General features: G+C 48.2%; 33 protein-coding genes. 7 read left to right on the forward strand and 26 right to left on the reverse strand.

The window, feature by feature from the left end; genetic code table 11:
• Positions 1 to 2 precede the first annotated feature (2 nt).
• From FYJ35_RS02670 to FYJ35_RS14370, 7 genes are all read right to left on the reverse strand, one after another.
• Entirely contained in the window at positions 3 to 980 is a 978-nt protein-coding gene (locus FYJ35_RS02670; RefSeq protein ID WP_154522746.1) for a LacI family DNA-binding transcriptional regulator, read from the reverse strand.
• Positions 981 to 1166: 186 nt separating this feature from the next.
• Positions 1167 to 1778 carry a sugar O-acetyltransferase gene (locus FYJ35_RS02675; protein WP_154522749.1) on the reverse strand — a complete coding sequence of 204 codons (612 nt, stop codon included), beginning with the start codon at positions 1776 to 1778 and terminating at the stop codon, positions 1167 to 1169.
• A gap of 63 nt (positions 1779 to 1841) precedes the next feature.
• Positions 1842 to 2018, reverse strand: a complete 177-nt coding sequence (locus FYJ35_RS02680) for a hypothetical protein (protein ID WP_154522752.1) — start codon at positions 2016 to 2018, stop codon at positions 1842 to 1844.
• A gap of 54 nt (positions 2019 to 2072) precedes the next feature.
• Complete coding sequence (gene crcB / locus FYJ35_RS02685; protein ID WP_154522755.1) at positions 2073 to 2420, reverse strand: fluoride efflux transporter CrcB; 348 nt, start codon at positions 2418 to 2420, stop codon at positions 2073 to 2075.
• A 40-nt stretch (positions 2421 to 2460) separates the two neighbouring features.
• On the reverse strand, positions 2461 to 3321 hold the full coding sequence (locus FYJ35_RS02690) for a deoxyribonuclease IV (protein ID WP_328597025.1): 861 nt from the start codon (positions 3319 to 3321) through the stop codon (positions 2461 to 2463).
• A gap of 53 nt (positions 3322 to 3374) precedes the next feature.
• Positions 3375 to 3839, reverse strand: coding sequence for a low molecular weight protein-tyrosine-phosphatase (locus FYJ35_RS02695; RefSeq protein ID WP_154522758.1), 465 nt, complete (start codon positions 3837 to 3839; stop codon positions 3375 to 3377).
• 153 nt (positions 3840 to 3992) lie between these two features.
• Entirely contained in the window at positions 3993 to 4160 is a 168-nt protein-coding gene (locus FYJ35_RS14370; RefSeq protein ID WP_205839674.1) for a hypothetical protein, read from the reverse strand.
• Between FYJ35_RS14370 and FYJ35_RS02700 the strand changes: the two genes are divergently transcribed.
• The gene (locus FYJ35_RS02700; protein ID WP_154522761.1) at positions 4152 to 4667 is read left to right on the forward strand and encodes a type 2 periplasmic-binding domain-containing protein; all 516 of its coding nucleotides are present in this window, start codon (positions 4152 to 4154) and stop codon (positions 4665 to 4667) included. The genes FYJ35_RS14370 and FYJ35_RS02700 overlap by 9 nt on opposite strands.
• 137 nt (positions 4668 to 4804) lie before the next feature.
• On the opposite strand, the gene FYJ35_RS02705 is transcribed toward FYJ35_RS02700, so the two are convergent.
• Positions 4805 to 5173: a winged helix-turn-helix transcriptional regulator gene (locus tag FYJ35_RS02705; protein WP_154522764.1), complete on the reverse strand. Its 369-nt coding sequence runs from the start codon at positions 5171 to 5173 to the stop codon at positions 4805 to 4807.
• A gap of 269 nt (positions 5174 to 5442) precedes the next feature.
• Between FYJ35_RS02705 and ygiD the strand changes: the two genes are divergently transcribed.
• On the forward strand, positions 5443 to 6234 hold the full coding sequence (gene ygiD, locus FYJ35_RS02710) for a 4,5-DOPA-extradiol-dioxygenase (protein ID WP_154522767.1): 792 nt from the start codon (positions 5443 to 5445) through the stop codon (positions 6232 to 6234).
• An 11-nt stretch (positions 6235 to 6245) separates the two neighbouring features.
• Positions 6246 to 6641, forward strand: a complete 396-nt coding sequence (locus FYJ35_RS02715) for a pyridoxamine 5'-phosphate oxidase family protein (protein WP_154522770.1) — start codon at positions 6246 to 6248, stop codon at positions 6639 to 6641.
• Between the two features lie 88 nt (positions 6642 to 6729).
• On the opposite strand, the gene FYJ35_RS02720 is transcribed toward FYJ35_RS02715, so the two are convergent.
• Both FYJ35_RS02720 and FYJ35_RS02725 read right to left on the reverse strand, forming a co-directional pair.
• Positions 6730 to 7230, reverse strand: a complete 501-nt coding sequence (locus FYJ35_RS02720; RefSeq protein ID WP_154522772.1) for a methylated-DNA--[protein]-cysteine S-methyltransferase — start codon at positions 7228 to 7230, stop codon at positions 6730 to 6732.
• Complete coding sequence (locus FYJ35_RS02725) at positions 7218 to 8552, reverse strand: ATP-binding protein (RefSeq protein ID WP_331469106.1); 1335 nt, start codon at positions 8550 to 8552, stop codon at positions 7218 to 7220. Before FYJ35_RS02725 ends, FYJ35_RS02720 begins: the two co-directional genes overlap by 13 nt.
• A 309-nt stretch (positions 8553 to 8861) precedes the next feature.
• Between FYJ35_RS02725 and FYJ35_RS02730 the strand changes: the two genes are divergently transcribed.
• Positions 8862 to 9374, forward strand: a complete 513-nt coding sequence (locus FYJ35_RS02730) for a nitroreductase family protein (protein ID WP_154522778.1) — start codon at positions 8862 to 8864, stop codon at positions 9372 to 9374.
• A gap of 181 nt (positions 9375 to 9555) precedes the next feature.
• Here the strand turns inward: FYJ35_RS02730 and FYJ35_RS02735 are convergent, their stop codons facing one another.
• The 3 genes from FYJ35_RS02735 to FYJ35_RS02745 are packed head-to-tail and all read right to left on the reverse strand — an operon-like array spanning position 9556 to position 12267.
• Complete coding sequence (locus FYJ35_RS02735; RefSeq protein ID WP_154522781.1) at positions 9556 to 10050, reverse strand: DUF1810 domain-containing protein; 495 nt, start codon at positions 10048 to 10050, stop codon at positions 9556 to 9558.
• 44 nt (positions 10051 to 10094) lie between these two features.
• Positions 10095 to 10577: a DNA alkylation repair protein gene (locus FYJ35_RS02740; RefSeq protein WP_154522784.1), complete on the reverse strand. Its 483-nt coding sequence runs from the start codon at positions 10575 to 10577 to the stop codon at positions 10095 to 10097.
• 55 nt (positions 10578 to 10632) lie between these two features.
• Entirely contained in the window at positions 10633 to 12267 is a 1635-nt protein-coding gene (locus tag FYJ35_RS02745; RefSeq protein ID WP_328597026.1) for a [FeFe] hydrogenase, group A, read from the reverse strand.
• 335 nt (positions 12268 to 12602) lie between these two features.
• On the opposite strand from FYJ35_RS02745, the gene FYJ35_RS02750 reads away from it, so the two are divergent.
• From FYJ35_RS02750 to FYJ35_RS02760, 3 genes are all read left to right on the forward strand, one after another.
• The gene (locus tag FYJ35_RS02750) at positions 12603 to 12944 is read left to right on the forward strand and encodes a MoaF-related domain-containing protein (RefSeq protein ID WP_154522787.1); all 342 of its coding nucleotides are present in this window, start codon (positions 12603 to 12605) and stop codon (positions 12942 to 12944) included.
• 69 nt (positions 12945 to 13013) lie between these two features.
• Positions 13014 to 13790 (forward strand): MBL fold metallo-hydrolase, encoded by a 777-nt coding sequence (locus FYJ35_RS02755; RefSeq protein ID WP_154522790.1) that lies wholly within the window; start codon positions 13014 to 13016, stop codon positions 13788 to 13790.
• A 2-nt stretch (positions 13791 to 13792) separates the two neighbouring features.
• Entirely contained in the window at positions 13793 to 14083 is a 291-nt protein-coding gene (locus FYJ35_RS02760; protein ID WP_205839675.1) for a putative quinol monooxygenase, read from the forward strand.
• Positions 14084 to 14100: 17 nt separating this feature from the next.
• Here FYJ35_RS02760 and FYJ35_RS02765 read toward each other — a convergent pair whose 3' ends face one another.
• The 13 genes from FYJ35_RS02765 to FYJ35_RS02825 form a co-directional block, all read right to left on the reverse strand.
• Positions 14101 to 14589, reverse strand: coding sequence for a low molecular weight protein-tyrosine-phosphatase (locus tag FYJ35_RS02765; protein WP_328597027.1), 489 nt, complete (start codon positions 14587 to 14589; stop codon positions 14101 to 14103).
• Between the two features lie 440 nt (positions 14590 to 15029).
• Positions 15030 to 16166, reverse strand: a complete 1137-nt coding sequence (locus FYJ35_RS02770) for a Fic family protein (protein ID WP_154522796.1) — start codon at positions 16164 to 16166, stop codon at positions 15030 to 15032.
• 218 nt (positions 16167 to 16384) lie between these two features.
• Positions 16385 to 16735 (reverse strand): RloB domain-containing protein, encoded by a 351-nt coding sequence (locus FYJ35_RS02775; protein ID WP_320807819.1) that lies wholly within the window; start codon positions 16733 to 16735, stop codon positions 16385 to 16387.
• A 36-nt stretch (positions 16736 to 16771) separates the two neighbouring features.
• On the reverse strand, positions 16772 to 17194 hold the full coding sequence (locus FYJ35_RS02780) for a hypothetical protein (RefSeq protein ID WP_154522802.1): 423 nt from the start codon (positions 17192 to 17194) through the stop codon (positions 16772 to 16774).
• Positions 17195 to 17210: 16 nt separating this feature from the next.
• Positions 17211 to 17432: a hypothetical protein gene (locus FYJ35_RS02785; RefSeq protein ID WP_154522805.1), complete on the reverse strand. Its 222-nt coding sequence runs from the start codon at positions 17430 to 17432 to the stop codon at positions 17211 to 17213.
• A 243-nt stretch (positions 17433 to 17675) separates the two neighbouring features.
• A complete protein-coding gene (locus FYJ35_RS02790) occupies positions 17676 to 19082 on the reverse strand; it encodes an amidohydrolase (RefSeq protein WP_154522808.1) in 1407 nt (468 codons plus the stop codon).
• A 157-nt stretch (positions 19083 to 19239) separates the two neighbouring features.
• On the reverse strand, positions 19240 to 21354 hold the full coding sequence (locus FYJ35_RS02795) for a clostripain-related cysteine peptidase (RefSeq protein ID WP_154522811.1): 2115 nt from the start codon (positions 21352 to 21354) through the stop codon (positions 19240 to 19242).
• Positions 21355 to 21796: 442 nt separating this feature from the next.
• Positions 21797 to 22720, reverse strand: coding sequence for a cation:proton antiporter domain-containing protein (locus FYJ35_RS02800; RefSeq protein ID WP_154522814.1), 924 nt, complete (start codon positions 22718 to 22720; stop codon positions 21797 to 21799).
• An 87-nt stretch (positions 22721 to 22807) separates the two neighbouring features.
• On the reverse strand, positions 22808 to 22990 hold the full coding sequence (locus FYJ35_RS02805) for a hypothetical protein (RefSeq protein ID WP_205839676.1): 183 nt from the start codon (positions 22988 to 22990) through the stop codon (positions 22808 to 22810).
• 319 nt (positions 22991 to 23309) lie between these two features.
• Positions 23310 to 23864, reverse strand: a complete 555-nt coding sequence (locus FYJ35_RS02810) for a flavin reductase family protein (RefSeq protein WP_154522820.1) — start codon at positions 23862 to 23864, stop codon at positions 23310 to 23312.
• A 169-nt stretch (positions 23865 to 24033) separates the two neighbouring features.
• Positions 24034 to 24660 (reverse strand): ABC transporter ATP-binding protein, encoded by a 627-nt coding sequence (locus FYJ35_RS02815; protein WP_328597028.1) that lies wholly within the window; start codon positions 24658 to 24660, stop codon positions 24034 to 24036.
• A complete protein-coding gene (locus FYJ35_RS02820) occupies positions 24657 to 24866 on the reverse strand; it encodes a hypothetical protein (protein ID WP_154522823.1) in 210 nt (69 codons plus the stop codon). Before FYJ35_RS02820 ends, FYJ35_RS02815 begins: the two co-directional genes overlap by 4 nt.
• 8 nt (positions 24867 to 24874) lie before the next feature.
• Positions 24875 to 25273 carry a flavodoxin domain-containing protein gene (locus FYJ35_RS02825; RefSeq protein WP_154522826.1) on the reverse strand — a complete coding sequence of 133 codons (399 nt, stop codon included), beginning with the start codon at positions 25271 to 25273 and terminating at the stop codon, positions 24875 to 24877.
• Between the last annotated feature and the right edge of the window lie 124 nt (positions 25274 to 25397).

The raw sequence follows: 25397 nt of genomic DNA on the forward strand, positions 1-25397 counted from the left end.
AATCATATTGTTCCACCTTGCTGAAGTTCCACATCGCATACACGCATCATCGGAATGTCTTCTTCCCTGTTCAAAATTCGGATAATGGTATCCACACAACACTTAGCCATCTGGGGAATATCCTGTTTCACGGTCGTAAGCGTAGGAACTGTCAGCTTTGATATCTCCAGGCCATCGTATCCGATCACCTTCAGCTCCTCCGGAATCCGTATTCCCTTTCTTGCCGCAATTGCAATACAGGCTGAGGCAATCAGGTCTCCTGCATATACCGCATCTACACGATCAAAAATCAACAGGTATTTCTCAACAACCTTCAGATAATACTCATAACTTAGCATATTCCAGTCAATATCCGCCCCGACGAAAGAAACATCATGTTCTTTCAATATCCGCTTCACCTCTCTGGCACGAACATCAAAAGGCTGCTCAGTCTGTATCTTTGACTCAAACATAAGCACATTCCTGCATCCCGCTTCGATCAATGCATTGGCAACAAGAGCACCTCCTTTTTTATTATCAGAGGTCACAACTGGGATGCACGATCCCCAGTTTCGGTCAAGGCTTACAATCGGCTTCCGGATCTTTTCCAAGTTAAGCCCTGGCGGAGGGTCTACTCCAACAATCAGCCCGTCCAGCACATTCTGGTTCATCATATCGATCAGCTCTTCGACACGATTACTAATCTCTACTGTATTGCAAACGACTGCCTTGTAGTGATTTTTATATAATTCAATTTCCGTACACTTCAGAAATTTTGCAAAAAAAGGATTTTCAAGGTCTGGTACAATCACGCCGATCATTCCGCTTCTGTTCCGGTAGAGATTTCTAGCAAGTTCATTCGGATGATAATTCAGTACTTTAACCGCTTCCTCTATTTTCTCCCTCGCTTCTTTGGAAACATATCCAGTATGATTCAGCGCTCTGGACACCGTCCCGACACCAACTCCCGCATAAGCCGCAACATCTCGTATTCCTGCCATCTGTTCGGATTCGCACTCCTGTATTTTATATTCTCCAGATCAGCTGATCCCCATCTCTGGAGTCAAACTATTATATCATTACAGAAAGCCTTCTTTCCAGATAAGGTGTCCATCATTCCCGAAATCCGTCCCTAGTCGGGTAAATCGAGTCTTCCCATCTCCCTCCCCAAGGACTGCAGACAACCATCACGCCTTAAACATGCTGTCCGCTTCCGTTATCTTTCTCAACACTTTGCAGGGGCTGCCTGCAGCCAGGCTATGAGGCGGAATATCCCGTGTAACAACACTTCCTGCTCCGATAACAGATCCCTCTCCAATTGTTACTCCTCCGCAAACGACCACATTGGAAGCCAGCCAGCAGTCATCTTCAATTACGATTGGCTTGGCGTATTCCAAATTATAAACGCTTCCATCCTCGCGCTGACGAATATTGCGTTCTTTCGGCAGAAGCGGGTGCATCGGTGTTGCCAGGGTTACGTTAGGCCCAATCTGCACATTCTCTCCAATTGTGACCTTACAAACATCCAGACAAGTAAAATTGAAATTGGCGCCACTATATCTTCCGAACGTGGTGTTACAGCCGTAATCAAAATAGACCGGAGCCTGCAGTCCTGGAATAAACGCTGTATTTGGGAGCAATGCCTTCAGCAATTCCCTCTGCTTTTCGGGTTCATCTTCATCAGTTTGATTAAAGCGTCTGGCCAGTCTGCGTGCTTTTATACGTAAGCTGGTCAATTCTTCATCTGATGGGTCATACAGGTCTCCCATAAGCATCTTTTCTCTTTCTGTAATTCTCATAATAGTCTTCATTTCACCTCTGGAGCAGTGTTTCCGCCCTGAAAGCAGGCAACATTCCGAATGTCAGTACCAACAAACTGAATTTGCCTCATCTTCTGGTACTTTTTCTTCATTCATCTCATACGCCAATTCCCACAAGCTATTATTTCCTGTAAGCTCCGGGCCCTCCGCATCCAGTAAAAATGACAGTTTCTTCACGTCGGAAGGAAGCCGGACTTTACGACTTCCCTCTATGCCCATCCGATCCTGCTCTTTATTGATTCTACACGATGCAGCCTTTCCCACATACCTTTCTTACACAATATGCTCTGCTGCCGACACCGCCAATATGCCACAGAAAAGGCTGAGAATGACATACAAAGATGCCACCCCGTTCTGTCCCTTTGCCATCAGTGCCTCCGTCTCCAGCGCAAAGGAGGAAAATGTCGTAAAGCCTCCGCAGATTCCGACTTTCAAAAACAGCACCAGTCTTGGACTGAGTGAATTCTTCGCAGCAGCCGCCGCGACCAGGCCGATGACGAAGGCCCCGATGACATTAATCAGAAATGTCTTGAACGGGAATCCATTTTCAGGGTTCATCGGAAGCAGACCCATCAGATAACGCAGCACTGCGCCGGCTGCCCCTCCGGCGGCAACAATCAGACATTAAAGCATCTTTCTTCTTTCCTTTCCCTGGAGTCTCTCATGCAGCCTGCCACGCTTTCACCATTCTGATTTCCCGGATGTATCCGTCCCGTTCATTCGGTGTTTCCAGTATGAACGGTCTCCCTGACAACGCCGGGTGACACACGGCGCGCCGAAGTGCTTCTAATCCGATGCAGCCCTGCCCCAGCTTCTCATGCCGGTCTTTGTGAGAACCACACGGATTTTTGGAATCGTTCAGATGCACTGCCCGCAGATTCCGGAGACCCACCACCCGGTCAAATTTCGAAAGCACGCCGTCCAGATCCCCAGCAATGTCATACCCTGCATCCCATACATGACAGGTATCAAAGCAGACCCCAACCTTCTCCCGCTTGTCCTCATCGATCCGGTCCAGAATCTCACGCAGCTGTTCAAATGTTCTGCCGATCTCCGTTCCCTTCCCTGCCATCGTCTCCAGCAGTACAACCGTACTCTGCCCCGGACTGATATAGCGGTTCATAACCTGCGCAATGCGATCCATGCAACTCTCCTGATCCTGCTTCAGCGAGTTTCCCGGATGGAAATTGAAGAAATTGCCCGGAAGCTGCTCCATTTTCGCCAGATCATCTCGAAAGCACTCCTCCGCATATTCGCGTGCCCGCTCTTTATCTGAGCACAGATTCATGGTATATGGCGCGTGCGCTACAAGCTTCCCGAACCCATGCGCTTTCAGAAACCCCTCAAGCGCAGCCATATCGGCCGGTTCCGTTTTTTTCACCTGACCGCCCCGCGGATTGCGTGTGAAAAATGCGAATGTATTGCCGCCCATCGAAAGACATTCCCTGCCCATGGCCTCATATCCGTTCGATATGGATAAATGGCAGCCGATATATATCTTATCAGAATTGCCCTCTTCCACCTGCTTATCTCCTTTTTCAGATTCATTTATCAAGCTGCATTCAAGACGATCTGTCAGCGCCGTTTTGATTCAAAGTGCGCGAGCAGCCCCTCGCATCCTTCGATGATCTCATCCGCGCAGGCATCAAACCGCCGGGTATACCAGGGATCCTCGATCTTATGTTCCGGTCTGCCTGTATACTCCATCAGGTAATGCAGCTTTCCCTCCGGATCGCCGCCGAGGATCCAGTTCATGTCGCTCAGATTCTCTTCATCCATTCCGATCAGCAAATCATATCGGTTATAGTCCGCCTTTCGAAGCTGGCGCGCTCTGTGATCGCCGATCGGAATGCCCTTTTTTCGAAGCGCCCGCTCCATCGGCGGATAGATCGGATTTCCGATCTCCTCCGTAGTTGCCGCTGCAGACTCAATCAGAAAATCTCCGGCAAGCCCACGGCGATTCACCATATCCTGAAGGATATACTGGGCTCCGACAGAGCGGCAAATATTGCCGTGGCAGACGAAAAGTATTTTTATCATATAATATTTCCTTCCTCCTGATATTTCAGTTTATCATGATGCCGGAGACGACAAAAGACCTAGAAAGCATTTTACACAATCGCATCTGCCTCCCGGGTCCTTCTGATCTATATGCTCCTTCTGGTCACATTCATCCAGTCTTTTTTTCTTCCCTTATCCGAATTTCACACTGCTCTCGATGCTGAAGCCCGTTCCGTTCAGCCGGTCCAGCTCAACTCGTGCGCTGTTTATCTCCGACAGTCTCCGCAATTCATTTTCCGCATCCTCCAGTCCCAGATACGTGTAGGTGTTCATCGTTACGCTGATGTCCGAATGACCCATCAGGTACTGCAGCGGCTTCTTTGGCACAGACCGGTTCCGCAGATGCGGGGATATAAGATTGAATCAGATGCTGGTTCCAATGTGTCGAATGCAATCGAGGCATGGAACGAGGAGAACCCGGATAAGCAGATCACATTGATATACAGCGATGCTGACCTTTCCGTATGGTTTGAACACATCGTGGATGGGACGAGTGATTTCAGAATCGATGACAAGCCAATTTTTGATACTTACAAGAAGGATTTTGGATTTAAACTCCAGGGAACTCCCCTTCCGGAGGATGTATCTGAGCAGATTTTTACAGCTGACCTCAGTGCATATTTTCTGTTCCCTATGACAGATCAGGGAGCAGCGCTTCGGGATGAGATCGATCAGGTTCTGGTCAAGCTCCAGGAGGATGGAACACTGAAAAAGCTCTCTGAGCAGTTCTTCGGCGCAGATCATTCGCCTGATGCCTCAAGATGGAGAAGACAGTCAACTGAGTTCATCAGTTCAGTGATGCAGTGATGACGAACATATGATTCATGGAAAGAGGGAGTATTACAGGCTTCTTAAGAGTCTGGAATACTCCTTTTTTATATAATCAATGTTTAATGTTCTACATCTAAGATCATTTTGCTGTGTGGAGGGAGCTCTAGAGAAGGTCAAAGATGCTTTGCTTTCAGATAAGTGATATATTCATTCCCCCATTTTTCGATCGACTGCAATACTGTTCTGAATTTCTCTCCGATCGGTGTCAGCTCATATTCCACGCGCAGTACGCCTTCCGTGTACACATTGCGGCGGATCATTCCCTCTTTTTCCAGGTATTTGAGCTGGTTGGAAAGTGTTCCCTGGGCGATATCAATTCTACGGAGCAGTTCATTGAAGCGCACAGGGCCGTTTTCCAACTGATAAAGGATGAGAATTGCCCATTTCCCCTGCAGCACTGTCTGCGTTGTGACATAAGGACAGATGCCGAACAATTCCTTTCCCTGCTTCTTTGTCGTCTCTTCTATTTGTTCTATTTCCATTTCTGCATATCTCCTTCACTGTCGGAATAATGATAGATTAAGGCATACTTGGGAGAACACTCTGCACGGCCTTTACGCGGTTATTCATTAACTTGCTTGTATTTTCAGTATCCAGTCACTTGAAAATGACTTAGTCCTGTAAAAAATCCTGATTGACGATTGCACTCTATATGATATTCTTAAGTTACTTCAATTAATTGACTATGTCAATGATTTAAAGCGCATCTGACCTTTTTTCAAAAACAATAGATGATAGGAAGGGAAACATCATGAGTACAAGAATGCCGGTAGTTTTCTCCGGGCACGGCAGTCCTATGATTGCCATTGAGAATAATGAAATTACAGAAGGGATGGCTTCTGTTGGCCGTTACATCACAGAGCATTACGGAAAACCTAAGGCAATACTGTCGATTTCTGCACACTGGTACACAGACGGCACATATGTGCAGAGTGCGCCAATTCCCAGGCAGGTCTATGATATGTATGGTTTCCCCGCAGAATTGTATGCAGTGAAGTACCCTGTTCATGGGGACGAAGAGCTCACGGCCAAGGTGCAGAACCTGTTGGGAGACCAGGTATCCGTCAATGACAGTTGGGGAATCGATCACGGCACATGGACGGTTCTGGTACATATGTTTCCAAAGGCCGATATCCCTGTGGTTCAGCTCTCCGTAAACGGAAGGCTCTCCGCTGCACAGAGCTATGCGATCGGCAAAAAGCTCACAGCGCTGAGGGATAAGGGATACCTGATCTTCGGCAGCGGAAATGTCGTGCATAACCTGATGCGTGTGGAATGGGACAATGACGGCGGCACGCCGATGACGCTGCGCTTTAATAAGGAAATCACAGATGCAGTTCTATCAGCGAAAAAGGACATTGTGATTCATTATGATCAGCTGCAGGATGCGTCCTATGCTGTGCCGACACCAGATCATTTTCTTCCCCTCCTCTACTGCCTTGGCGCGACGGAGGGAGATCAGGTAAAGGTCTTCAACAATATCTGCAATCTGGGATCTATGGCAATGACAGGTTATTTATTTGAGACAAATGCTAATGCATAAAGGAGACAGAAATGGAGAAAGTACTTGAGTTTTTAAAAAAGGCCGGCGTTTGGTATCTTGCAACGGTCGATGAGGAAGGTAATCCGCAGGTTCGCCCGTTCGGCGCACAGAATATTTTTGAAGGAAAACTGTACATCCAGACAGGTCTGAAGAAGAAGGTGGCAAAGCAGATGCTGGCGCATCCGCAGATTGCGATCAGTGGGATGGCCGACGGCAAGTGGATCCGCCTGAACGCAGAGGCAGTACACGACGAGCGGATAGAGGCACAGCAGTCCATGCTGGATGCCAATCCCAGCCTGAAGTCTATGTATGCCGCAGGTGACGGTAATACGGCTGTCTTCTACCTGAAGAATGCGACAGCGGAGATCTGCAGCTTTACAGCAGAGCCGGAAGTTATCCGTTTCTGATCTGCGGTTCAAATCGTTCAGAACTACAAATATGAAGGAAACAGCTCTCTGGACATCTCAGAGCGAATGAATGTATTCTCATTCGGTTTTAGGAATTTTCCGGGGAGCTGTTTTTACTCTTTCGCAATGGTTTGCTCTCCAGGTCCAGCAGCGCTCTCTTCATCTCGAGCCCTCCGCCGTAACCAACCAGCTTTCCATTTGCGCCGATGACTCTGTGGCAGGGAACAACGATGATCATTGGATTTTTGTTGTTCGCCATGCCGACTGCCCGGCAGGCTTTTGGATTTCCAATTTCCTCCGCAATCTGCTTATAAGTCCTTGTTTCTCCATATGGAATGTTCTGCAGTGCATTCCAGACCTTTTTTTGGAATGGCGTTCCCTCCATTTGAAAAGGAAAATCAAAGGATCTGCGCTTCCCCTGCAGATATTCCGTGATCTGAGAGAAAACGCGATCCGTAAGCGCTGTCTTGTGGCCTCCGGACCTCTCCTCATCCAGTTTGTCCAGAGATATGACAGTCCCGCCAACATATTCGACCTGAAGCCAACCGAAGGGAAATTTATATACCGCATAGTCTTTTATGAATGCCATTTCATCTCACTATCTTTGCCTTGTTCGATCAGCCAGTTAATCTCATACAGAGGCACATTGACCATCCAGTCCTGTTCCCGGTAATCTGACATGGAAAAGCGGACGGCCGTCTTAGGCTTATATTTTTCACAATATGAGCGGAGGCTTTTTGCACGCAAATTTTCTTCTGCCTTTACTTCGATGGGGATTACTTCATCGCCTTTTTGCACGATAAAGTCAATTTCCATTCTTGAATTCTCCGCAGAATAATACATAGGATTCAAATGATCTTCTGCAATCAACTCTTGAAGTACATACTGTTCTGCCAGAGCACCTTTGAATTCTGTAAAAATACGATTTCCTTCCACGATCGTATTGGAAGAAAGATCAGCCATTGCGCCCAGAAGACCTACATCCAAAAGATAGATCTTGAAGGCATTCAGATCTTCGTATGCCTTCAGAGGATACCCCGGTTTGGTCACTCTGTGTATAACATGAATCAGTCCGCAGTCAGAAAGCCATTGTATCGCCAGTTCAAAATCTTTGGCACGTGCACCCTGTCTGATCTGACCATAAATGAATTTTCGATTCTCTTTTGCAAGCTGTACAGGTATACTGGACCACACGAGATTCAGACGTTCGGTCAGCCTTGGTTCAGCGTGTTTTGAGAAATCCTGCTGATAGTATGCAAGAAGATTTTTTTGAATCTGCCGTACGCCGGTAAATTCTTTGTTGTCTTTGTAGTAATTTACAGCCTCAGGCATCCCGCCAACATAGTAATGCTGCCGAAGAAGATCTGAGAGCTTTTCCCGCAATACAGTGATCATCCTCTGATCCTTAGTCTGCAGGATTTCAGCCGCCGCATCCTCCCCCATGGCATACAGGAATTCCTGAAAATTCAGTGGATAAAGATGCATTCTGTCGACCTTTCCAACGGGAAAGGATGTCCCTGCGTGCAGTGCAACGCCCAGGAGGGAGCCGGCTGCAATGATGGAGTACTGCGGCGCTTCTTCACAAAAATATTTAAGAGAAGTTAATGCGCGTGGCGCTTCCTGCACTTCATCAAAAATGATCAGTGTATTATCCGGATCAATCTCCATGCCGCTGAGTGCCCGAAGTCCAAGAATGATGCGATCTGGATTAATACTGCCCTCAAAGAGCCCTGCAGCATTGATGTCCTGATCAAAGTTGACATATACGATATTCGCATATTCTGTCCTGCCAAACTCCTTCATCAGCCAGGTTTTTCCCACCTGTCGCGCTCCGCTTAGAATCAGCGGCTTTCTATAAGGAGAATTTTTCCATTCCTTTAAACTCTTCATCAGATTCCGCTTCATGAACATACCTCCGGAAAATAAGAAAGCTTTGTAAAGGAGAAATAGGATTCCAATCAATCCCCCATTTAGCGATGAAAATATTCTGTAAAGAGTATATCACGAAATTACATTTTTATGTACGTAACATTGATTTGTTATACGAAAATAAGTACATAAAAATGCAATATTTATCATTTTTATGTACTTAAATATGTAATACCAACTTGAAGGTTTATGAATGCTATAATAAAGCCAGATATTCCAGTTAAGCAATACTCATCATTACTGCAGACTTAGGTTGATGAACGTTGCGACTATTTTTCAGGAGGCCAGGATATGGAATTTTCAGAACTGATTCAGAATCGCTATTCCTGCAAAAAATACAGCGATACAAAGGTGGATGAAGAAGCACTTCAGGCAATCTTAGAGGCAGGGCGAATGGCGCCGACCGCCAAGAATCTGCAGGAGCAGCATATTTATGTTGTTCAGTCGAAGAAAGGAATTGCGAAGATTGATGAAGCAACACCCTGCCGCTATGGCGCACCCGTGTGCCTGGTTGTTGCATTCCATAAGAACAATGTCTTTACTTATCCGGGCGGAAAGAGGGATTCCGGTATCGAGGACGCGACTATTGTGGCGACACACATGCTGCTGGCGGCTGCCAATCAGGGTGTGGACAGTTGTTGGGTGAATTTCTTTGATCCGGATGCGCTTGCCGCCGCTTTGCACCTGCCGGAGGATGAAGAAATTCTGATGATTATGGATCTCGGTCATGCAGCGGAGGGAGTTAAGCCTCTTCCGAATCATTCATCAAGAAAGTCTTTGGCAGAGACGGTGTCCTATATTTGACCGCAAGAGTTAATATACTGATATAAAGTAAATTTGAGCAGTGTAGAAAACGCCCCACTTGATTGTCCGTTGCTCTCAGATGCGCATTGCTGGCATGAAATATACCTGAGGGCTTATCGCTCATTAAAAGAACATCCCCGACAGTAATGCCGGGGATGCTGCTGTAAGGGGGAATATTTTGTTATTGCTGTTTTTGACATGCACACAGGACCAATTGCGTGTCGTAGATCTTCCTGTCGCTGAGTGCTTCCCGGGCCTCGCTTCGAAGAATCTCCAAGGTCCTTGTATCTCGCCTCCCATGATAGAACTTATCCAGTACTTTTGAAAATATTTCTTTTCCCGGATCCGCTTTTTCGAACAGTGTCATGCAGGAGCAAAGCTTCATATCATCCGGACTGCCAAAGACTTCATGGGGATCATCCGTTTTCAATGCAAGGAGGGCTGTGCTGATCTCTTCCAAATGAGTGCCCAGGATGCTGTCATTAAGATATTCAAGTGCCTCCCGCAGGTTTTGAATGGCATAAAACTGCGATATGCTGCTGAAGCCCAGATCATGGATCTGCGGAAAGATGTACCACATCCAGTGGCTTTTCTTTCTGCCGGAGCGGATTTCTGCAAGTGCAGTTGCATAGTCTCTTTGATGCGCCTCTTTAAATCTTTCCAGATGATCCCTCATAATACTCCCTGCTCAGTTCTGCGTTCTACCTCAAAAATGCAAAATTACTTTCGTGTCCTGAGTGCCTTGCGAAGTCCTTTGAAGTGCTCTTTCCATTCATCAGAAATCCGATAAGAATCACAGATCTTCTGAATGGCCTTTCCGTTGATGTTATATTTCATTCCATCGTTCGCCATCCACCGGTAGATCTTGTCCGGTTCATCCACGGCGAGTTCCGCGATCAGCCAGGCCTCTCCCATCTGCACGTAATAATGATTATCATCCTTCATAAGCGGCAGAAGATTTTCCGCGTGCCCTCTGCCCAGTTTGCTGATCAACATGACATATCCCCATCTGCGGATAAACGGATGGTCTGAAAGCACATATTTTCCCACATAGGATAGGGCTGTTTTAAAATCCAGGTCCGCAACATATTTAATCAGTTCGTCAGTATGCCACCAGTCATCAAACAACAGGTTGTGATCGATAAATGACATCCGATCATTCACGCTTCCGATCTGATCCAGTGTCACATAGATCATCCTCATTGTTGATTCACCACATTGTGACCGGCGCGCTGGTGACTGCGCGCCGGTCACGGTGTCATTCGATCTCATCGAAGTAGGAGCTGTCCTTGTGACAGATCGGACACTCAGCCGGCGGATTGTCTCCTTCATAGATATAACCGCAGACACGACATTTCCATTTTCGTGTTGCAGATCCGGGCGTTGTCACTTCCTCATAATCGCCGGTGCCTTCTGACCTTGCATTTTTGCCTATTTCTTCTCCGAAAAAAGCTGCTGCACCGTTTTTCGCTTCTGCTCCATCTACGGCAAATGTCCGTAATGTCTTATATTTTCCGGCATCTTCACCGAGCAGCCCACTCCTGTCCGTGTAGGATGTATGGAGCATTTCTTCAGCGATCGGCGAGAGAGGCTTTCTGTAAAACTCTTCGTACAGCTGCTTCAGCTCTGGATTCTCATGACTCTTTCGCAGCTTCATCTGCGCATCCCGCTTGTAAAGACTTTCAATACGGGAATCCACCATAGTTCTGCGCTCTTCCACATCGGCTTTCGGCTGTCCTCCGCCGCCAATGCATCCTCCCGGACAGGTCATGACCTCAATAAAATCATAATGTTTTCCGGATTCCTTCGCCATGGAAAGGAATCTGCGGACATTCGATGTGCCATAGATCACGGCCAGCTGAAGGCACAGTGTTCCGATTTCTACGGCCGCTTCACGGATTTCCTGCATGCCGCGGACGGGCTCGAGTGTGTACAGTTCCTTTGGAGCAGGTTCATGTGTGACAAATTCGTAGGCAGTGCGGACGGCAGCCTCCATGACGCCGCCTGTGTTGCCGAAGATTACGCCTGCGCCGGAGGCCTCTCCCATCAGCTTGTCGAATTTTGAATCCTCCAGCGATGAAAAATCAATACCAGCCTTTTTCGCCCAGTCTGCGAGCTCACGCGTTGTGATGACATGATCCATATCTCTGAGACCGGGAAGATCCAGATACCTGGCGGAAGCATTCATTTCTCCGCGGCGGATCTCGCATTTCTTAGCGGTACAGGGCGTCAGCGCCACATTTACGATTTTCTTTGGATCTATCCCCATTTTCTTTGCAAAATAGGTCTTGATCGTAGGACCCTGCATCCCTATAGGGCTCTTTGCGGACGAAATATTCGGCAAAAGCTCGGGGTAATAGATCTCGGCAAACTTCACCCAAGCCGGACAGCAGGATGTGAACTGGGGAAGTGGCTTATCGTGCATTGTAAGCCTCTCCACAAGTTCGCTGGCTTCCTCCACAATCGTCATATCTGCCGCGAAATTTGTGTCGAGCACATAATCTGCGCCCAGTTTCCGGAGGAGTGCTATCATCTTTCCTTCGACAAAGCTTCCTCTTTGCATTCCGAAAGCTTCGCCCAGGGAAACCCTGACGGATGGTGATGTACTGAAGATAAGAACCTTATCCGGATCCTTTGCTGCGGCTATTACGGCGTCCATCTCCGGTTTCTCTGTTATCGAGCTGACCGGACAGACATTCGCGCACTGGCCGCAATGGATACAGACGGCAGTGTCGTTGGTCTTTGACAGGTCATAATAGCCGAGCACGCTGATATAATCCCGGCAGATGTCTCTGCACTGACCACACTTAATACAGAGATTTTCTATGCGGCGGATGGCAGGATTGTCTGCCTCAATTGGAACACGGATGCTCTCTGATAAATGTTTTCCCACTGCGCGCCTCCTTCTTTTATTGAAACTTACGCCTTTTCTTGTTCTGTCATCCTTCCGGATCAGCTCATCCGAAAATGGCTGCAAGAAAGATCGATCCTGCAACCATTATACTTCTGCCTGTGTTTCCCCGCCTTAAAAATTACACCGACCGGACTTTTTCAAATATAAGAGACCGATTTTTCCCCAGGCGGTAATTTTCAGGTGACCTGGTCGCCAAAAAAAGCGTACTTTTCAATTTCTGTAAATGCTATATAGTAAGTGTAGTATTAGTTTAATACTTGTTTTACTTTTATTAGTATTTCAGTTTTTTAACATCAACAAAGGAGAAAACAAAGATGTCTATTTATGAATTTACTAAGGGGAAAAAGGTCGATGTAGATTATGAGACAGGCTACCACTTTGTAATTACCTATCTCAGTGAGAATAAACTGCATTGGGACGCACTCTCAAAGATCGCCGAGGGCGCTCCGGCACATGAGGACGAGCCGTATACTTCTTATGACCTCGGCGATGGAAAATACATGGTCAACTGGATTGAGGAGTCCGGTCTTGTAGTATCCCAGATTGCAGATTTTGCAAATGGCAGGGTTTATGCCTTTATGACCTGGCCGGATGAGAATGCGCGCGGTAAAAGAGCTGAACTTCTTCACAAAGGCACACTGAAAATCATGGACTGATGTCTGATGACAGGCGAAAGGAACAAATCAATGAGAAAATCATTATCCACAGAGAATTTTTAGATTCATGTGTTCGGCACAGATGACAACAGCTTCAATGTAACCGCAGTCATCCTTCAGAAAGAAGCTGACGTTTATCTCATCAATGCAGGTTTTACCAAAGCTGCGGCAAATGAGCTTGTTGATTTTATAAACACCGAAAAACTGAATCTGAAAGGCGCATTTGTTATCCACGGCGATCCGGATTACTATTTCGGAATGGAACAGATTCTGCGCTCTATTCCGAAGCTGGAGATTCTTTCAACAGAGGAGACTCAGCAGCATATCGCGGAGAGTGTCATCGGAAAACTTGCTGTCTGGTCTTCCGCGCTGCAGGAACAGGCCCCTGTAAATGTCATCCTTCCAAAAGCTGTTACAGGCGATAAGCTGAATATTCTCGGCACAGAGTTCGAGTTCGTCGGAGACGACAAGAATCGTATCAACCTGTTTGAAAAGAATGATAAACTTCTGATCGGCGGTATTGATATTTTCAATGAGCTGCATATTTTCCTTGCAGACACAGGATCCGAAGAGAAGCTGCAGGCATGGATCGACAGGCTGACTTCTCTCGAAGCTCTGAATCCGGAAATTGTAATCCCAAGCCATGCTGATCTGAATGCTTCCTTTGACAAAAAGGCGCTTTCTGCTACGAAGGAATATTTACAGAAAGCTATTGAGTTCACAAAGGCATCCTCCAGGTCAGAGGAGCTTGCTGCTTCTCTGAAAACAGCCTATCCGGATTACATCAACACCGGAGTTATCGATCTTGGAGCCAAGGTTCTCCTTGGAGAAATTCAGTGGGGATGATTATGTTAAAACTTATAGCTTCCAATCATATCAAAAAAGATCAGCTGGAAAAGTTCACTGTCCTGGCAAAGGAACTGATTATGAAGTCCCGCGCCGAAGAAGGAAATCTGTCCTATTCCATCAATGTAAGTCTAGATGATCCCTGCCTTTTTACGTTCGTGGAGGTTTGGAGAGATCAGAAAGCCTTTGATATACATAACAGGACGCCTCATTTTACCGATATCTTCCCGCAGATCCAGGCGATGTCCGATAAAGCGACACCTCCAACTTTCTATACGGAGTTGGATGCATAGCTGAAAAGATTGATATTTCAGTGTACTGGCCCACTTTTGCTGTTGGAAATTTGAATAACCAAGTGCGCCAATAGCCCCTGGCAGCCGCGCTTCAGTTGATCTGTGCAGTGATCAAATTTTCTGGTATACCATGGATCCTCGATGATCTCCTCAGGACTGTCCGTATATTCCATCAGATAATGAATCTTGCTGTCCGGATCTTCCCCCAGGATTTGTCTCATATAGTACTCGTTTTCCTCATCCATGCCAATGAAGAGATCATAGAGACTATAATCTTCCTTTCGCAGCTGCCTGGCTCTGTGTGCGCCGATCGGAATGTGTGCACGCTCAAGCGCAGCCTTCATCGGAGGATAGATCGGATTTCCGATCTCCTCCGTAGAAGTCGCTGCAGAATCAATCAGAAAATCCTTAGCCAGCTTATTTCTGTTCACAAGATCCTGGAGAATATACTGGACTCCGACAGAGCGGCAAATATTGCCGTGGCAAACAAAAAGTCTTCTTATCACAGAAAATATCCTTTCTCAGATGCCGCACATCGAAGGCGTCCGTTAGGAGAGTGCCGTGTTCTGCGCTCTTTTGCGGGGTTTCTTCTTCTCTTTCAAATGTACACCATGAACCGAAAATTCCGGTAGTAAGGCCTTGGGCGACAATGGGCGGCAGGATATGACATGCTGCGGACATTCAAGAGCCGTTTTCCCAGAGGGGAAAATGCCGGCTGGCAAATGTACATTTTTTTCTGTTTTTTCAGTTTATCCCTAAATGATTGTGTTTAGTCAATTAAAAGATTATCCAGTTAATAATCCATACCGTGTGGAGCGCTACTTTTCCCACTGCTATTCAATACGCCATTCCTTAGATGTAATAATGAAACATAATCGAACCGGTGTCATCTCACCCTTTCGGAACCCGTCGGCTGTTCTGAAGTCCGAAAGTGCATGATTGCATCTCATGTGTCCTTGCGTAGCACATCCAAATATTCCTGATACGCGAATATCCGATTTCTGGCCGCATTTGTAGTTTCGTGAAGGATATCCAGATCAACCAGCTTTTGAACGGCAGAAGCTGCGGTATTGTAGCTGACATCTAATGCCTGCGCCGTCTTTTTAATGTCAATGATCGGATGCTGCTCCAGATAGTCAAACAGCCTGTGCACATGATCTATTTTGCGTTTGGATGGCGGCAGGATTGCCAAATTTCGGTCATGAAGTTTCGACAGTTTTTGAATCGAATCCATCGCATCCACCGCCGCTGCGCGGACTGCCTCCAAGAAAAAATGAACCCATTGCTCATAGTTTCCGCTTCGACGTACTTCCGCAATACGGTCATAGTATTCCACCTGGTTCTTTTTCAGAAAATAAGACACATAGATCACTGGCTTACGCAGTAATTGCTGTTCCATCAGGTACAGCAGGATCAGTAATCTCCCGATACGCCCATTGCCGTCAAGGAAGGGATGAATGGTTTCAAACTGGTAATGGATTAATGCCACCCGTACCAGCGCGTCATACCGCTTATCTTCGTTCATATACTTTTCCAGGGCGGGCATGGCCTCGTTCATATCCTCTACATTTGGAGGAATGTAACGGGCATCTTTCAATGTACAGCCTGCTGGACCAATCCAGTTTTGCGAGCGGCGGAACTCACCGGGATTCTTTTCCTGGCCGCGAACGCCGGCCATTAATATTGCATGCGTTTCCCGAAGCAAACGATTGCACAGCGGCAGTTCTTGCATGCGAATAATCGCATATTGTGCAGCATTTACATAATTGACTACATCACCAACATCCAGATTTACGTTGGTATCCATATCGGGATCCAGAATATCATCCAAAGTGCATTGTGTCCCCTCAATTTGGGATGTCATGAGTGCTTCTTTACGCACGTACATAGACACAAACAGGTCGGTGCTTGGAATCAGACTGGCGGCAGTATTCAGTTTTGCCAACTCCCGATTGGCCTCGATCAGAAGCTGTACAGAATCGCTGTTTAGTTCCAATGACTCAGGCGGCAAAGGAGCAGGCCGAAAGGATTGGTATGTCGCGTTACCAGTTATATTATTTACGTATGCTCCTGCGCGGTTCATATGTTATTCTCCTTGTTATTTTGAAATAGCGACTTAATTATAGGCCTATTATTTCATAAATCAAGCAATTTTCTGAAATAACGTGTCCTTAACAGCGCCCTTATTTCAATATTATTCATGATCATACCTCCGATTTTTCCTCCCTGCTTCAGTAGTAACCCCGTAATCAGCCGCAAAAAACCGGGCAATACCGCCGCACAAAGCCCGGTGTTGCCCGATCATCCTTTGTATTTTATAAGCTTATTTCCGTTCTTGCTGTTATCCTCAGTTATTATGTCTGCGCGTTTTACCGCATTTTTCACATCTTCGACCGTGATACCGGAAAGACATCTCTTAAAATCATTCTCATGTTTGTACTGATCCAGGTTCTCAAAATGCTCTCCAAACGCCTGGTTGATCGGCCCCAGATACTGGCTTCTATGACTGAGCGGTCCATTACATGCCCGCTTGTGGAGTACCATCCAAAGTTCAAAGCAATAATTACAATAACCGAGGCGGTATTTGATGCGCTTGAATTCTCCTGCCTCCTTCATTTCAGAAAGTATACCTTCAAACTTCTCCTTATGCACAGGTTCATTGCTCTCTAAATAGGTTTACGAATCTATTTAGTATTTACGCAAAGAAGACAGTATATCTTCCACTCTCCGGATTGCCTCTCTCACCTGCTGTTGTCCCTTTCGGATCTTTGACTGAACGAAGATGTCTGCCACAAATCCATCAAAGAAGAAATCTGCAAAGGTAAGGAACCCGTCAATGTCTACATTCAAATTTTCAAGATCGCGAATGTCACCAAGCTCATCCCGGAACGCCGCCATATCTCGTCTCGCGTCATCCACGTAACGGCTGGCGTTGTTTACCCTCATATGCTTCATCAGACCGGAGAATGTGTTGCCGCCGAAAATATCAATCAATCCCCAGGTTCCGGCACTGCTCAGCTGCCGATCTGCTTCCTTCAGGCTGTCCAGCGCACGTTCTCCGGCCCGGATTGCTTCTCGTATCTCTTTATTCCTGTCATAAACTTCATTCATTGCCTTATCCTCCACATCAGGATACCGCTGCTGCGATCAATGCAACAAGGCCGATAACAAGGACTACGGAAACTGCAATCAGTGCCAGACCGAAGACCGTCACTGCAAGCCCGGCCAAAAACAGCCAGCCGATACCTCCGAAAATCCATCCGAGCAGTGTGCCGACAGCCCGGAAAAACAATCCCGTAAGCTTAAACAGCCCGATTATGATAAAAATAAGTGCCAGAATGCTCAACATGGTTTTCTACCTCTTTCTCCTCATAGGCGGCTTCAGATCGATAGCGGGATGCGTCCTCGATTCCGATTGTTTTGCTGTATTCCTGATTTCTGTCTATTGTGATCAGTTTTGCCCCTGAGCAATCTGGAGACGCACATTATTGATCCTGCATTCAAATCCGATTCCGAGAACCTATATAGCAAGTTCGGGATGTATGTCACCGATGCCTTTATTATTTTTGCCTGTACGGATCCATTTTCCCATTCAGGAAACTGAATAGAACGTGTGAAACGGTTCTTTGATAACCCGGTCGAATACTTTTTCTCCCTCAGCAGAAAGTTTTTCTTCATCAACGCCTGTCAACGTGCCGTTACGCCAGACCACACGGCCATTGACCATGGTAAGATCCGTATATCCTGTCACACCGCAGCGGGCGAGAAGATTCTTTGGGTCATGGAAAGCCCCTGTAAGCTCGAGCTTCGCAGAATCGATCATAAAGAGATCTGCTGCTTTATGAGGTTCCAGACTCCCAAGATCGTCACGGCCAAGCGTTTTCGCCCCGTTTACGGTCGCAATCTTGAGCATATCATACGGAGAGATCGCCCCGCCGCGGCTCTTGCTGAAGTACGACTGCGCCATCCATCCAAGTCTCATAGAATCAAGAAGACTTGATCCATCATTTGTTGCCGAGCCATCGCATCCCAGGCTGATATTGACTCCTGCTTCCTGCATATCTTTAATCGGCAGAATCGGGAATCCTCCCAGCAGTGCCGGCGTCGGGCAATGTGAAACACCTGTTCCCGTCCTTGCGAGTGTTTTCCACTCTTCCGGCGTAAGTTCCCATGCATGGGCGATCCATACATCGGGGCCCACAAACCCGATTTCCTCCGCCCACTCCAGCGTACGCTTGCCCCACCGCCGGACCATCACTTCGTTCTCGCCTTCACCCAAATGCGTATGCATCCGGAGTCCGTTCTCCCTGCAGTATTTCACCGTTTCAACGAACGTCTCTTTTCTGCAATTCATGGGCTGACACGGAGACGGAACGATCTGATGCATCGAAAAAGGCCGGGGATCATGATATCGCTTTCTCAGCCGCTCACAGTCATCAAGGAACTCTTCCGTTGTTTCCACCATATTCACGGGCATGTCGCTGCCGGACTCAGGCGGAAGTGTATTCGTTCCCCTTCCCGCATGATATCGGATTCCGAGGAGATCCGCTGCTTCCATCTGCCGGTCTACAGGCCGCTTGCCTGTTCTATCCGTGTAGCAGTATTGATGGTCAAAAGCCGCCGTACAGCCGTGCTTGATCAGATCCGCCATCGCAGTCAGCGAAGAGTAATAAATCACATCATCATCGATCGCCTGAAAGATTTTATAGATCTTCGCGATCCATTCAGGCACAGTCATATTCGCATAGTCTATCGTGATCAGATTTCTGACAAATGTCTGAAAGAAATGATGATGCGTATTGATGAGTCCCGGATAGATCAGCATACCGGTCGCATCAATCACCTCCGCGCCTTCAGCCTGTTCCGTTCCGCTGAGCGAAGGCCCGATGGATTCAATTTCCGGTCCATTCACCAGAATATCGGCATTCCTGCAGACCGTGTCGTTTTGATCACAGGTCACGATGGCACGTGCGTTTTGAATGAGCACCTTTTTTCCCATTAACGCTCCTCCTTCTTTGATACGATACATAAACATATAGCTGATACAATGATGATCACCTGATAAGTAATACTCTATAGTCTATATCTGGTATAAGGTCAAGAGGGTAGGATTCGCCTTTTCGGTGCGGGAAGTTTTGGTCATTTACACGGACGCATCACTCCATGATCGGATAAATGGTATCGCCCGCAGCCTCCATGACAACCGGTTCCGTGTCATACTCCACGCCGAAGATGTCTTTGATTTCAAACATGTACATGTAGAAGCCGTCGCCCATATCCTCGTTCTGCATGACCACATCCTCCGACCATGTCACCGCGTCGGTGGTATACCAGGCGTCCTCATCCGTATCAGCCTCATAGGCCGGCAGCAGGAAGACGACCTCATCGCCTGCCTGCAGCGGAGTGATGCCCCGGCTTGTCTTACTGCCGGACGCATCTCCGCTGTCTGAGATGCCGTCATACGTGCCAAGTACCCGATATTTCTCCGCAGAATAATCATAAATGGCGTGAAGATTGGTTTCCTGTCCGTTCACCTTCGCCGGGATGGAATACAGATTGTAATAGTCTGTTTCCTCAATCAACTCAGCATTCACAAATTCACCGCCGATCGTCATCCACTGTCCCCAGAAATTATCCTGGAATGTGCCGCTTTCCCAGTCGCCGTTGATGTCGTTATCCTCACCGAGGTAGACATATTCGGAAGATGATCCATCCTCCTGTCCGTCCGGCATATACAGCAGAAGGAAATGGACGGACTTCACTGCCTCCAGTCCCGAGGTAATCGAGAGATTCAGGTACCCGTCCTCGCCCACCGACTGCGAAAACTGTACATCGAAGTCGCTTCCTGTCACAGGCTGCAGCTCTGTCAGCTGCTCCTGCATATCCTGCCAGAAAGCACCGTCCCCCGATGAATTTGACTCGGCACCAGACGAGTCGTATTCCGTCCAGGCCGCCTGCCAGTCCACATCGCCGTAGGTGTCCGTGACAGCTGCGATATACTGCAGATACGGCGTATTATCTGAATGTTCCATGTACATCGACAGCTCATCCTCTGTCGCGCCAATCGGATAAAAGACCGAAATGCCGTTGGCATTCTCTCTTCCCGGACCGTGTACGCTGTAGACGACCGCCTCTTCGATTGCCGACAGAAGAGCAGTGCCGTCCGTCTGCACGTAGTCCTGCGTGTTGGTCACAAGATCAGCCAGGTCGATCATGTTGCAGTAACCCTCTGTGTCTGTATTGCCGCCATAGGACTCTGTCCTGTCCGCGCCGGAAGCCACACTGTTCAGCGTCCGCACATCGTTCGCCGCCAGCGCCATGCTGCCGGTGTATTCATCGAAAGCGGCATCCAGTTTTCCTGTCTGAGAGAGATCAATCACGGAAAGCGTCGCCTCATCGGCGCAGTCGAGTCTCGTGCATTTTTCCAGAAAAGCATCGCAGACGATCTGCCCCAGCTCATCTCCCTTCATGGAATGATTCTCTCCGAGCGCATTCAGCATCGCCTCGTAATCCCATCCCAGTCCGGGCTCTGTCTCCTCTGAAGCCACCATATAATATCCGGTCCCGCTGACCGCGGAGGCCGTCTCCATGCTCGCCATCAGACAGGCGTCAAAGCCGATGAAATCCAGCATGCTGCCTGCATCGCGAAGGGCTGACCCAAGTTCCGGCAGCGTCAGGTTGTCGCCGTCATACAATTCGTCATAACAGACGCCATCCGCATTCCCGCCGCCGTGATCCCAGAGAATCACACCGTAATGCTCCGACGGATAACTGGAAACACCCCATTGAATGAAATTTGTCAGCGTAGCGGAATCCCCCATGGATGCCAGCTCCGCTGTCTCCATTTCCTCCAGCACGCCGTCATGGACCTGGTAACGTCCGAGCACGTCGGTTTCGATCCCGTCCCAATACCAGGCAGAAGATCCGCCGGTTTCCACCAGCACGTTGACACCCTCCGGAATCGAGGCACTGCACATTTCCTCCAGATTCATGGATGCCATGGCGTTCTCGCTCTCCAGATCAGAGCCGCACAAGTAGATCATGAGGGTCCAGCCCGGCTCTGTGCTCCCGGTTCCACCGGAGAAAACGATTTCCCCGTCCGCAGATTCAGCAGAAACCGCTTCACCGCCCTCCGACGTCCCGGCACTGTATGCTTCCTCCAGCTCCGCAAACACTGACCTTGTCGTCTCTTCCGCGCATCCGGACAGGTCTGCGCTGACTGCAAACGTACCGGCAAGCGCCAGCGCTGCATATATTTTTTTCATCATCATGTTTTTCTTCTCCGACGCCTCGGATCGTGTCGTGTATAACGCATGAAACCATTGAATCAGCCTATTATTTCAGGGGATTTGGACATAAATAGAGCAATACTCCTGCTTTTGTGCATCATGTCAGGTGGTCTGACCCAACATTCGAAAAGAGGTGTATTGCTCATAAATAATAAATGCCATATCAATGGCGGCGTTGCCTGCTCCTGCGTTCTCCTGCCTGGAGAACTGGAATTTGCCTGCTTTCTTGTCGCCGGCGCCTTATACCGGAACGATCCAGATCTGATTGCTGCGTTCCTATCCCTTTGGTTCTATCTCATTATGCCAGAGTTAAATGATTCATTGTAGTAAGGAAAATCGAGTACGGACGGAATAATTGGTTGTTGATTATTATTTTTATACATGGTATGTTTTTGTTTTGGTTTGGAACTTGTTCACCTTTTATCTATGAAATCTCTCCTGCCAGCTCAAAACCTTTTTTCGCTGCGATCACCGCAATGATCTCATTGATCACCGCAGCTGCGGCAATGGTTCCCTGTACAATCGCTGCGAGCTTCGGTTCTGATGCCTGTAGCACACTGCATATAATGCCCGTAAAGACGAGTGATACACCAGAATGAGGCAGCAGGGTCAGTCCCAGATACCTGCACACCGTCTTCGGCATATGCGTCACGGTCGCCCCAAATCTTGCCCCGAAATACTTTCCGAATGTACGCGCTGCAATGTACACAAAGGTATAAAGCCCCGCCGGGTATCCCATAACCAGTCCGATTCCAATCGGAAGAAAAATCATCACCGGAATCATGTAGAGTGGCACAGAGCCGCCTGACACAGCGCGTGCAATGCAGGCATTGACTGTAAAGAAGACCGCGATTCCGACGATGTCATCCAGAACCGCCATCGGCAGCAGTGTGTCCGTCACCGGCCCATGTGTACGGAACTCCTGTACAATCGGCAGCGCCGGAGCCGGAGCCGTTGCAAGCGCGATTCCTCCGAACGCGAATGCCAGATAAACAGGTACTTTCTGAATCCAGAATACGAGAGCAAACACCATGGAAACAACGAAGAATGTTCCAAGCGACTGTGTCAGTGTCGTGATCATCAGTGCTTTTCCATAGCTCCTGATCTTCCGGAAGATCAGCTCCGTTCCAAGCATCAGACCAAAGGAAACCTGCATCCAGGTGACGACCGTTTTATATACAGCTGTATCCATCAGCGACTGCGGCAGCAGAGCCAGCGCATGCGGTCCCAACAGCATTCCCCCGATCAGCCAGCCGAGAATCGCCGGCAGTTTGATCCTTGTCATCAGTTTTCCCAGCAGGAATGCAAAAGTCAGTGCAGCAAGCCAACGAATCAATTCAAGTCCCATCTTATGATGCCTCCTGAGGTGGTTAAACACGTCCAATAGTTAAAAAAAGGATCGAAATCAATAGTTCAATGAAGTAGGCAGATCGCATCAATCTGTCGCATTTCCGCCTACATCCAGGATACCGTACAGAAACACAGACAAGGCAGTCTGGCAGGCCAGTTCGTGTGCAATCAGCTTATCATGTGAATCCCCAGCCTTCTTATTCCGGAAATCTGCATTCAGCCCATTCTGCAGCTGACGGAAAACATCCTCCACCATGTCCTCCGACAAACCCTTCCTCAGTTTTCGGTCGCCGATCAACTTTTGCAGGATCTCTCTGTTAAAGGCATCAAACACGGCTCTGTTCAGCTTTTTCCAGCAATTCCTTGTCTCAATCCTTCAGAACAAGGTTCAGGTCCTGAACGATGGACCTGTAATCCTTTTTATGCGTAATCATCAGATTTCTGATCTGCAGCAGCCCTATCACCCTACACAAAAAACGAGCCTGCTCCTGCGTACACAGAAACAGACTCGCTGTTACCTTGCGAGGTGACCGCTCCACTCGGTTTACCCCAATCTCACATTCAACGTTCTACAGCTGGACTGGATATTATCCCTTCAGCTGCAGTCCGTCATGAAATGCTTTTCCCACGACCGGTCCGATGACGCGATATGTGCTCGTCGCCGCATCAAACATAATCGGCTGCATCTTATCCAGATCCACTTTACCATCGGTAAGGATGCTGTCGTCTGCCTGTGAAGTCACAATCGTTCCAACCAGGATTCCGGTCGCATCGTCCCATGATTTCAGCTCACATTCCAGCGTCAGCGGATACTCCTCAATAATCGGTGCATTCACATGAGCGGCCTTGTGGACGTGCACCCCGGCTTTCTCGATCTTGTTGACCTTGCTGCCCGTCTCCACACCAAAATAATCGGAGATGACAACGGTATCTTTTGTCGCCATGGCAACCGTGAACGCCCTTGTCTTCTTGATGTTTTCTGTTGTCTTGTGCTTTCCGAGGAAAAGCGTAATCTCGCCATAATCGCTCTGCTGTCCCCATGCCGCGTTCATGGCATTCGGAATCCCATTTTCATCATAAGTCCCGATGATAAATACGCCCTCCGGTGTGATCACTGATTTCTTTCCTGAAAATTCTTTCATCTTTCTTCCGCCTTTCACGCTTTTTCAGGTACCTGTGACCGGGTGCCTGCTGTAAACTGATATGAGAATTGTAACACGGCCGCTCATGAAAATCGACACGCTTCAGAAAAACTCCCGAGGAGCAAATCCCCGGAAGGTCTCCTCCTAAAGGATGCGCCAAATGCCACGTTCAGACCGCTCTGAGCTTTCCATCTTCCATCCTGTAGATGGTATCGACGAGATCGAGAACCCGCTCGTCATGTGTGACCATGACGGCTGCCTTGCTGCGTCTGTGGACTTCCATCTGGATCATCTCAACTGCATGTCTGCCGCGCTCAGAGTCAAGTGAAGCGGTCGGCTCGTCTGCGAGAATCAGCTTCGCGTCCGTGGCAAATGCTCTTGCGATCGCCACACGCTGCCGTTCTCCTCCGGATAGCTTCGCCGGGTACTGATCAATGATGTTCTCTATGCCGAGCTCCTGGAACAGGCCTTGTACCTCCGTCTGACTCGTCTTCAGAAGCACCGAAAGCTGCTCACCTGCCTTCAGATACGGCAGAAGCTGATGGCTCTGAAAGATAAAGCCAATCTGCTCTTTGCGGAGCTTCGTCCATTTCCCTGGCGAAAGCTTCGTGACATTCGTTCCGCACAGGTCAACCTCGCCCTCATCCGGCGACAACATCATGCCGGCAATATTCAGAAGGGTGCTTTTGCCGCAGCCGGAGGGTCCGACAATCGCCGCATACCCTCCTTCCTTCACGGTCAGATTGACCTGGCTCAGAATCGTCCTTCTTGTCCGTCCGTCTTCATAGGATTTCACAATATTGCTGAGTTTTGCTTCTCCGCGTCCTCCTTGAGAATAAATGTATCTGCCTTCATGTTGTCAATGCCGGATGACACGGCTCTGCCCAGTCCCTTGACCAGCCCGGACAGAAACAACACCATGAACATCATCAGCACAACGATGATCTCTACCAGCAGGTATTTTTTCCAGTTATGTCTCAGCTCCCTGATGCCCAGCCTCATGATCTACCTCACTGTCCGCAGATTCTTCTTGCCGCGTTCGCCGCATCCTGCAGCTGTTTCTCACCTGGCTTTCCTTTGAAGTAAAGCGTTTCCTTCTCAACCGGAATCCCCTTCCGGTTCAGCTCGCCCCTGATCAGGTCAATAGCGTGCTTCGATATCCAGGAGGTGGAGAATACGACCGCCTTTTTGACCTGATCCTTCTTCAGACTGCCGAGGTACGCTTTCAGATGCTCGTCAATTCCGTAGGCATACAGTGCCCCGCCGATGAACAGGACATCAACAGGCTCCTGAAGCGGCGCGGAGGCGGAGTCCACAGATACCGCATCTGTTCCGATTGCCCGTGCGATCGCCTCTGCGGCCGTCTTTGTGTTCCCTGATCTTGAATAATACCTGACAGCGTTTTTCATCGTCTCTGCTCCTTTTCAACTGCTGGTTTGCGTTAATTAAATTGATATCTATTTGGTTTTAATCAATTTATAAGGCTATTCTATCCGATTCTTTTACAGAATGCAATCGGCAATGGAGATTATT

Origin of the sequence: Porcincola intestinalis (genome assembly GCF_009696445.1) — a bacterium.
GTDB lineage: Bacteria > Bacillota > Clostridia > Lachnospirales > Lachnospiraceae > Porcincola > Porcincola intestinalis.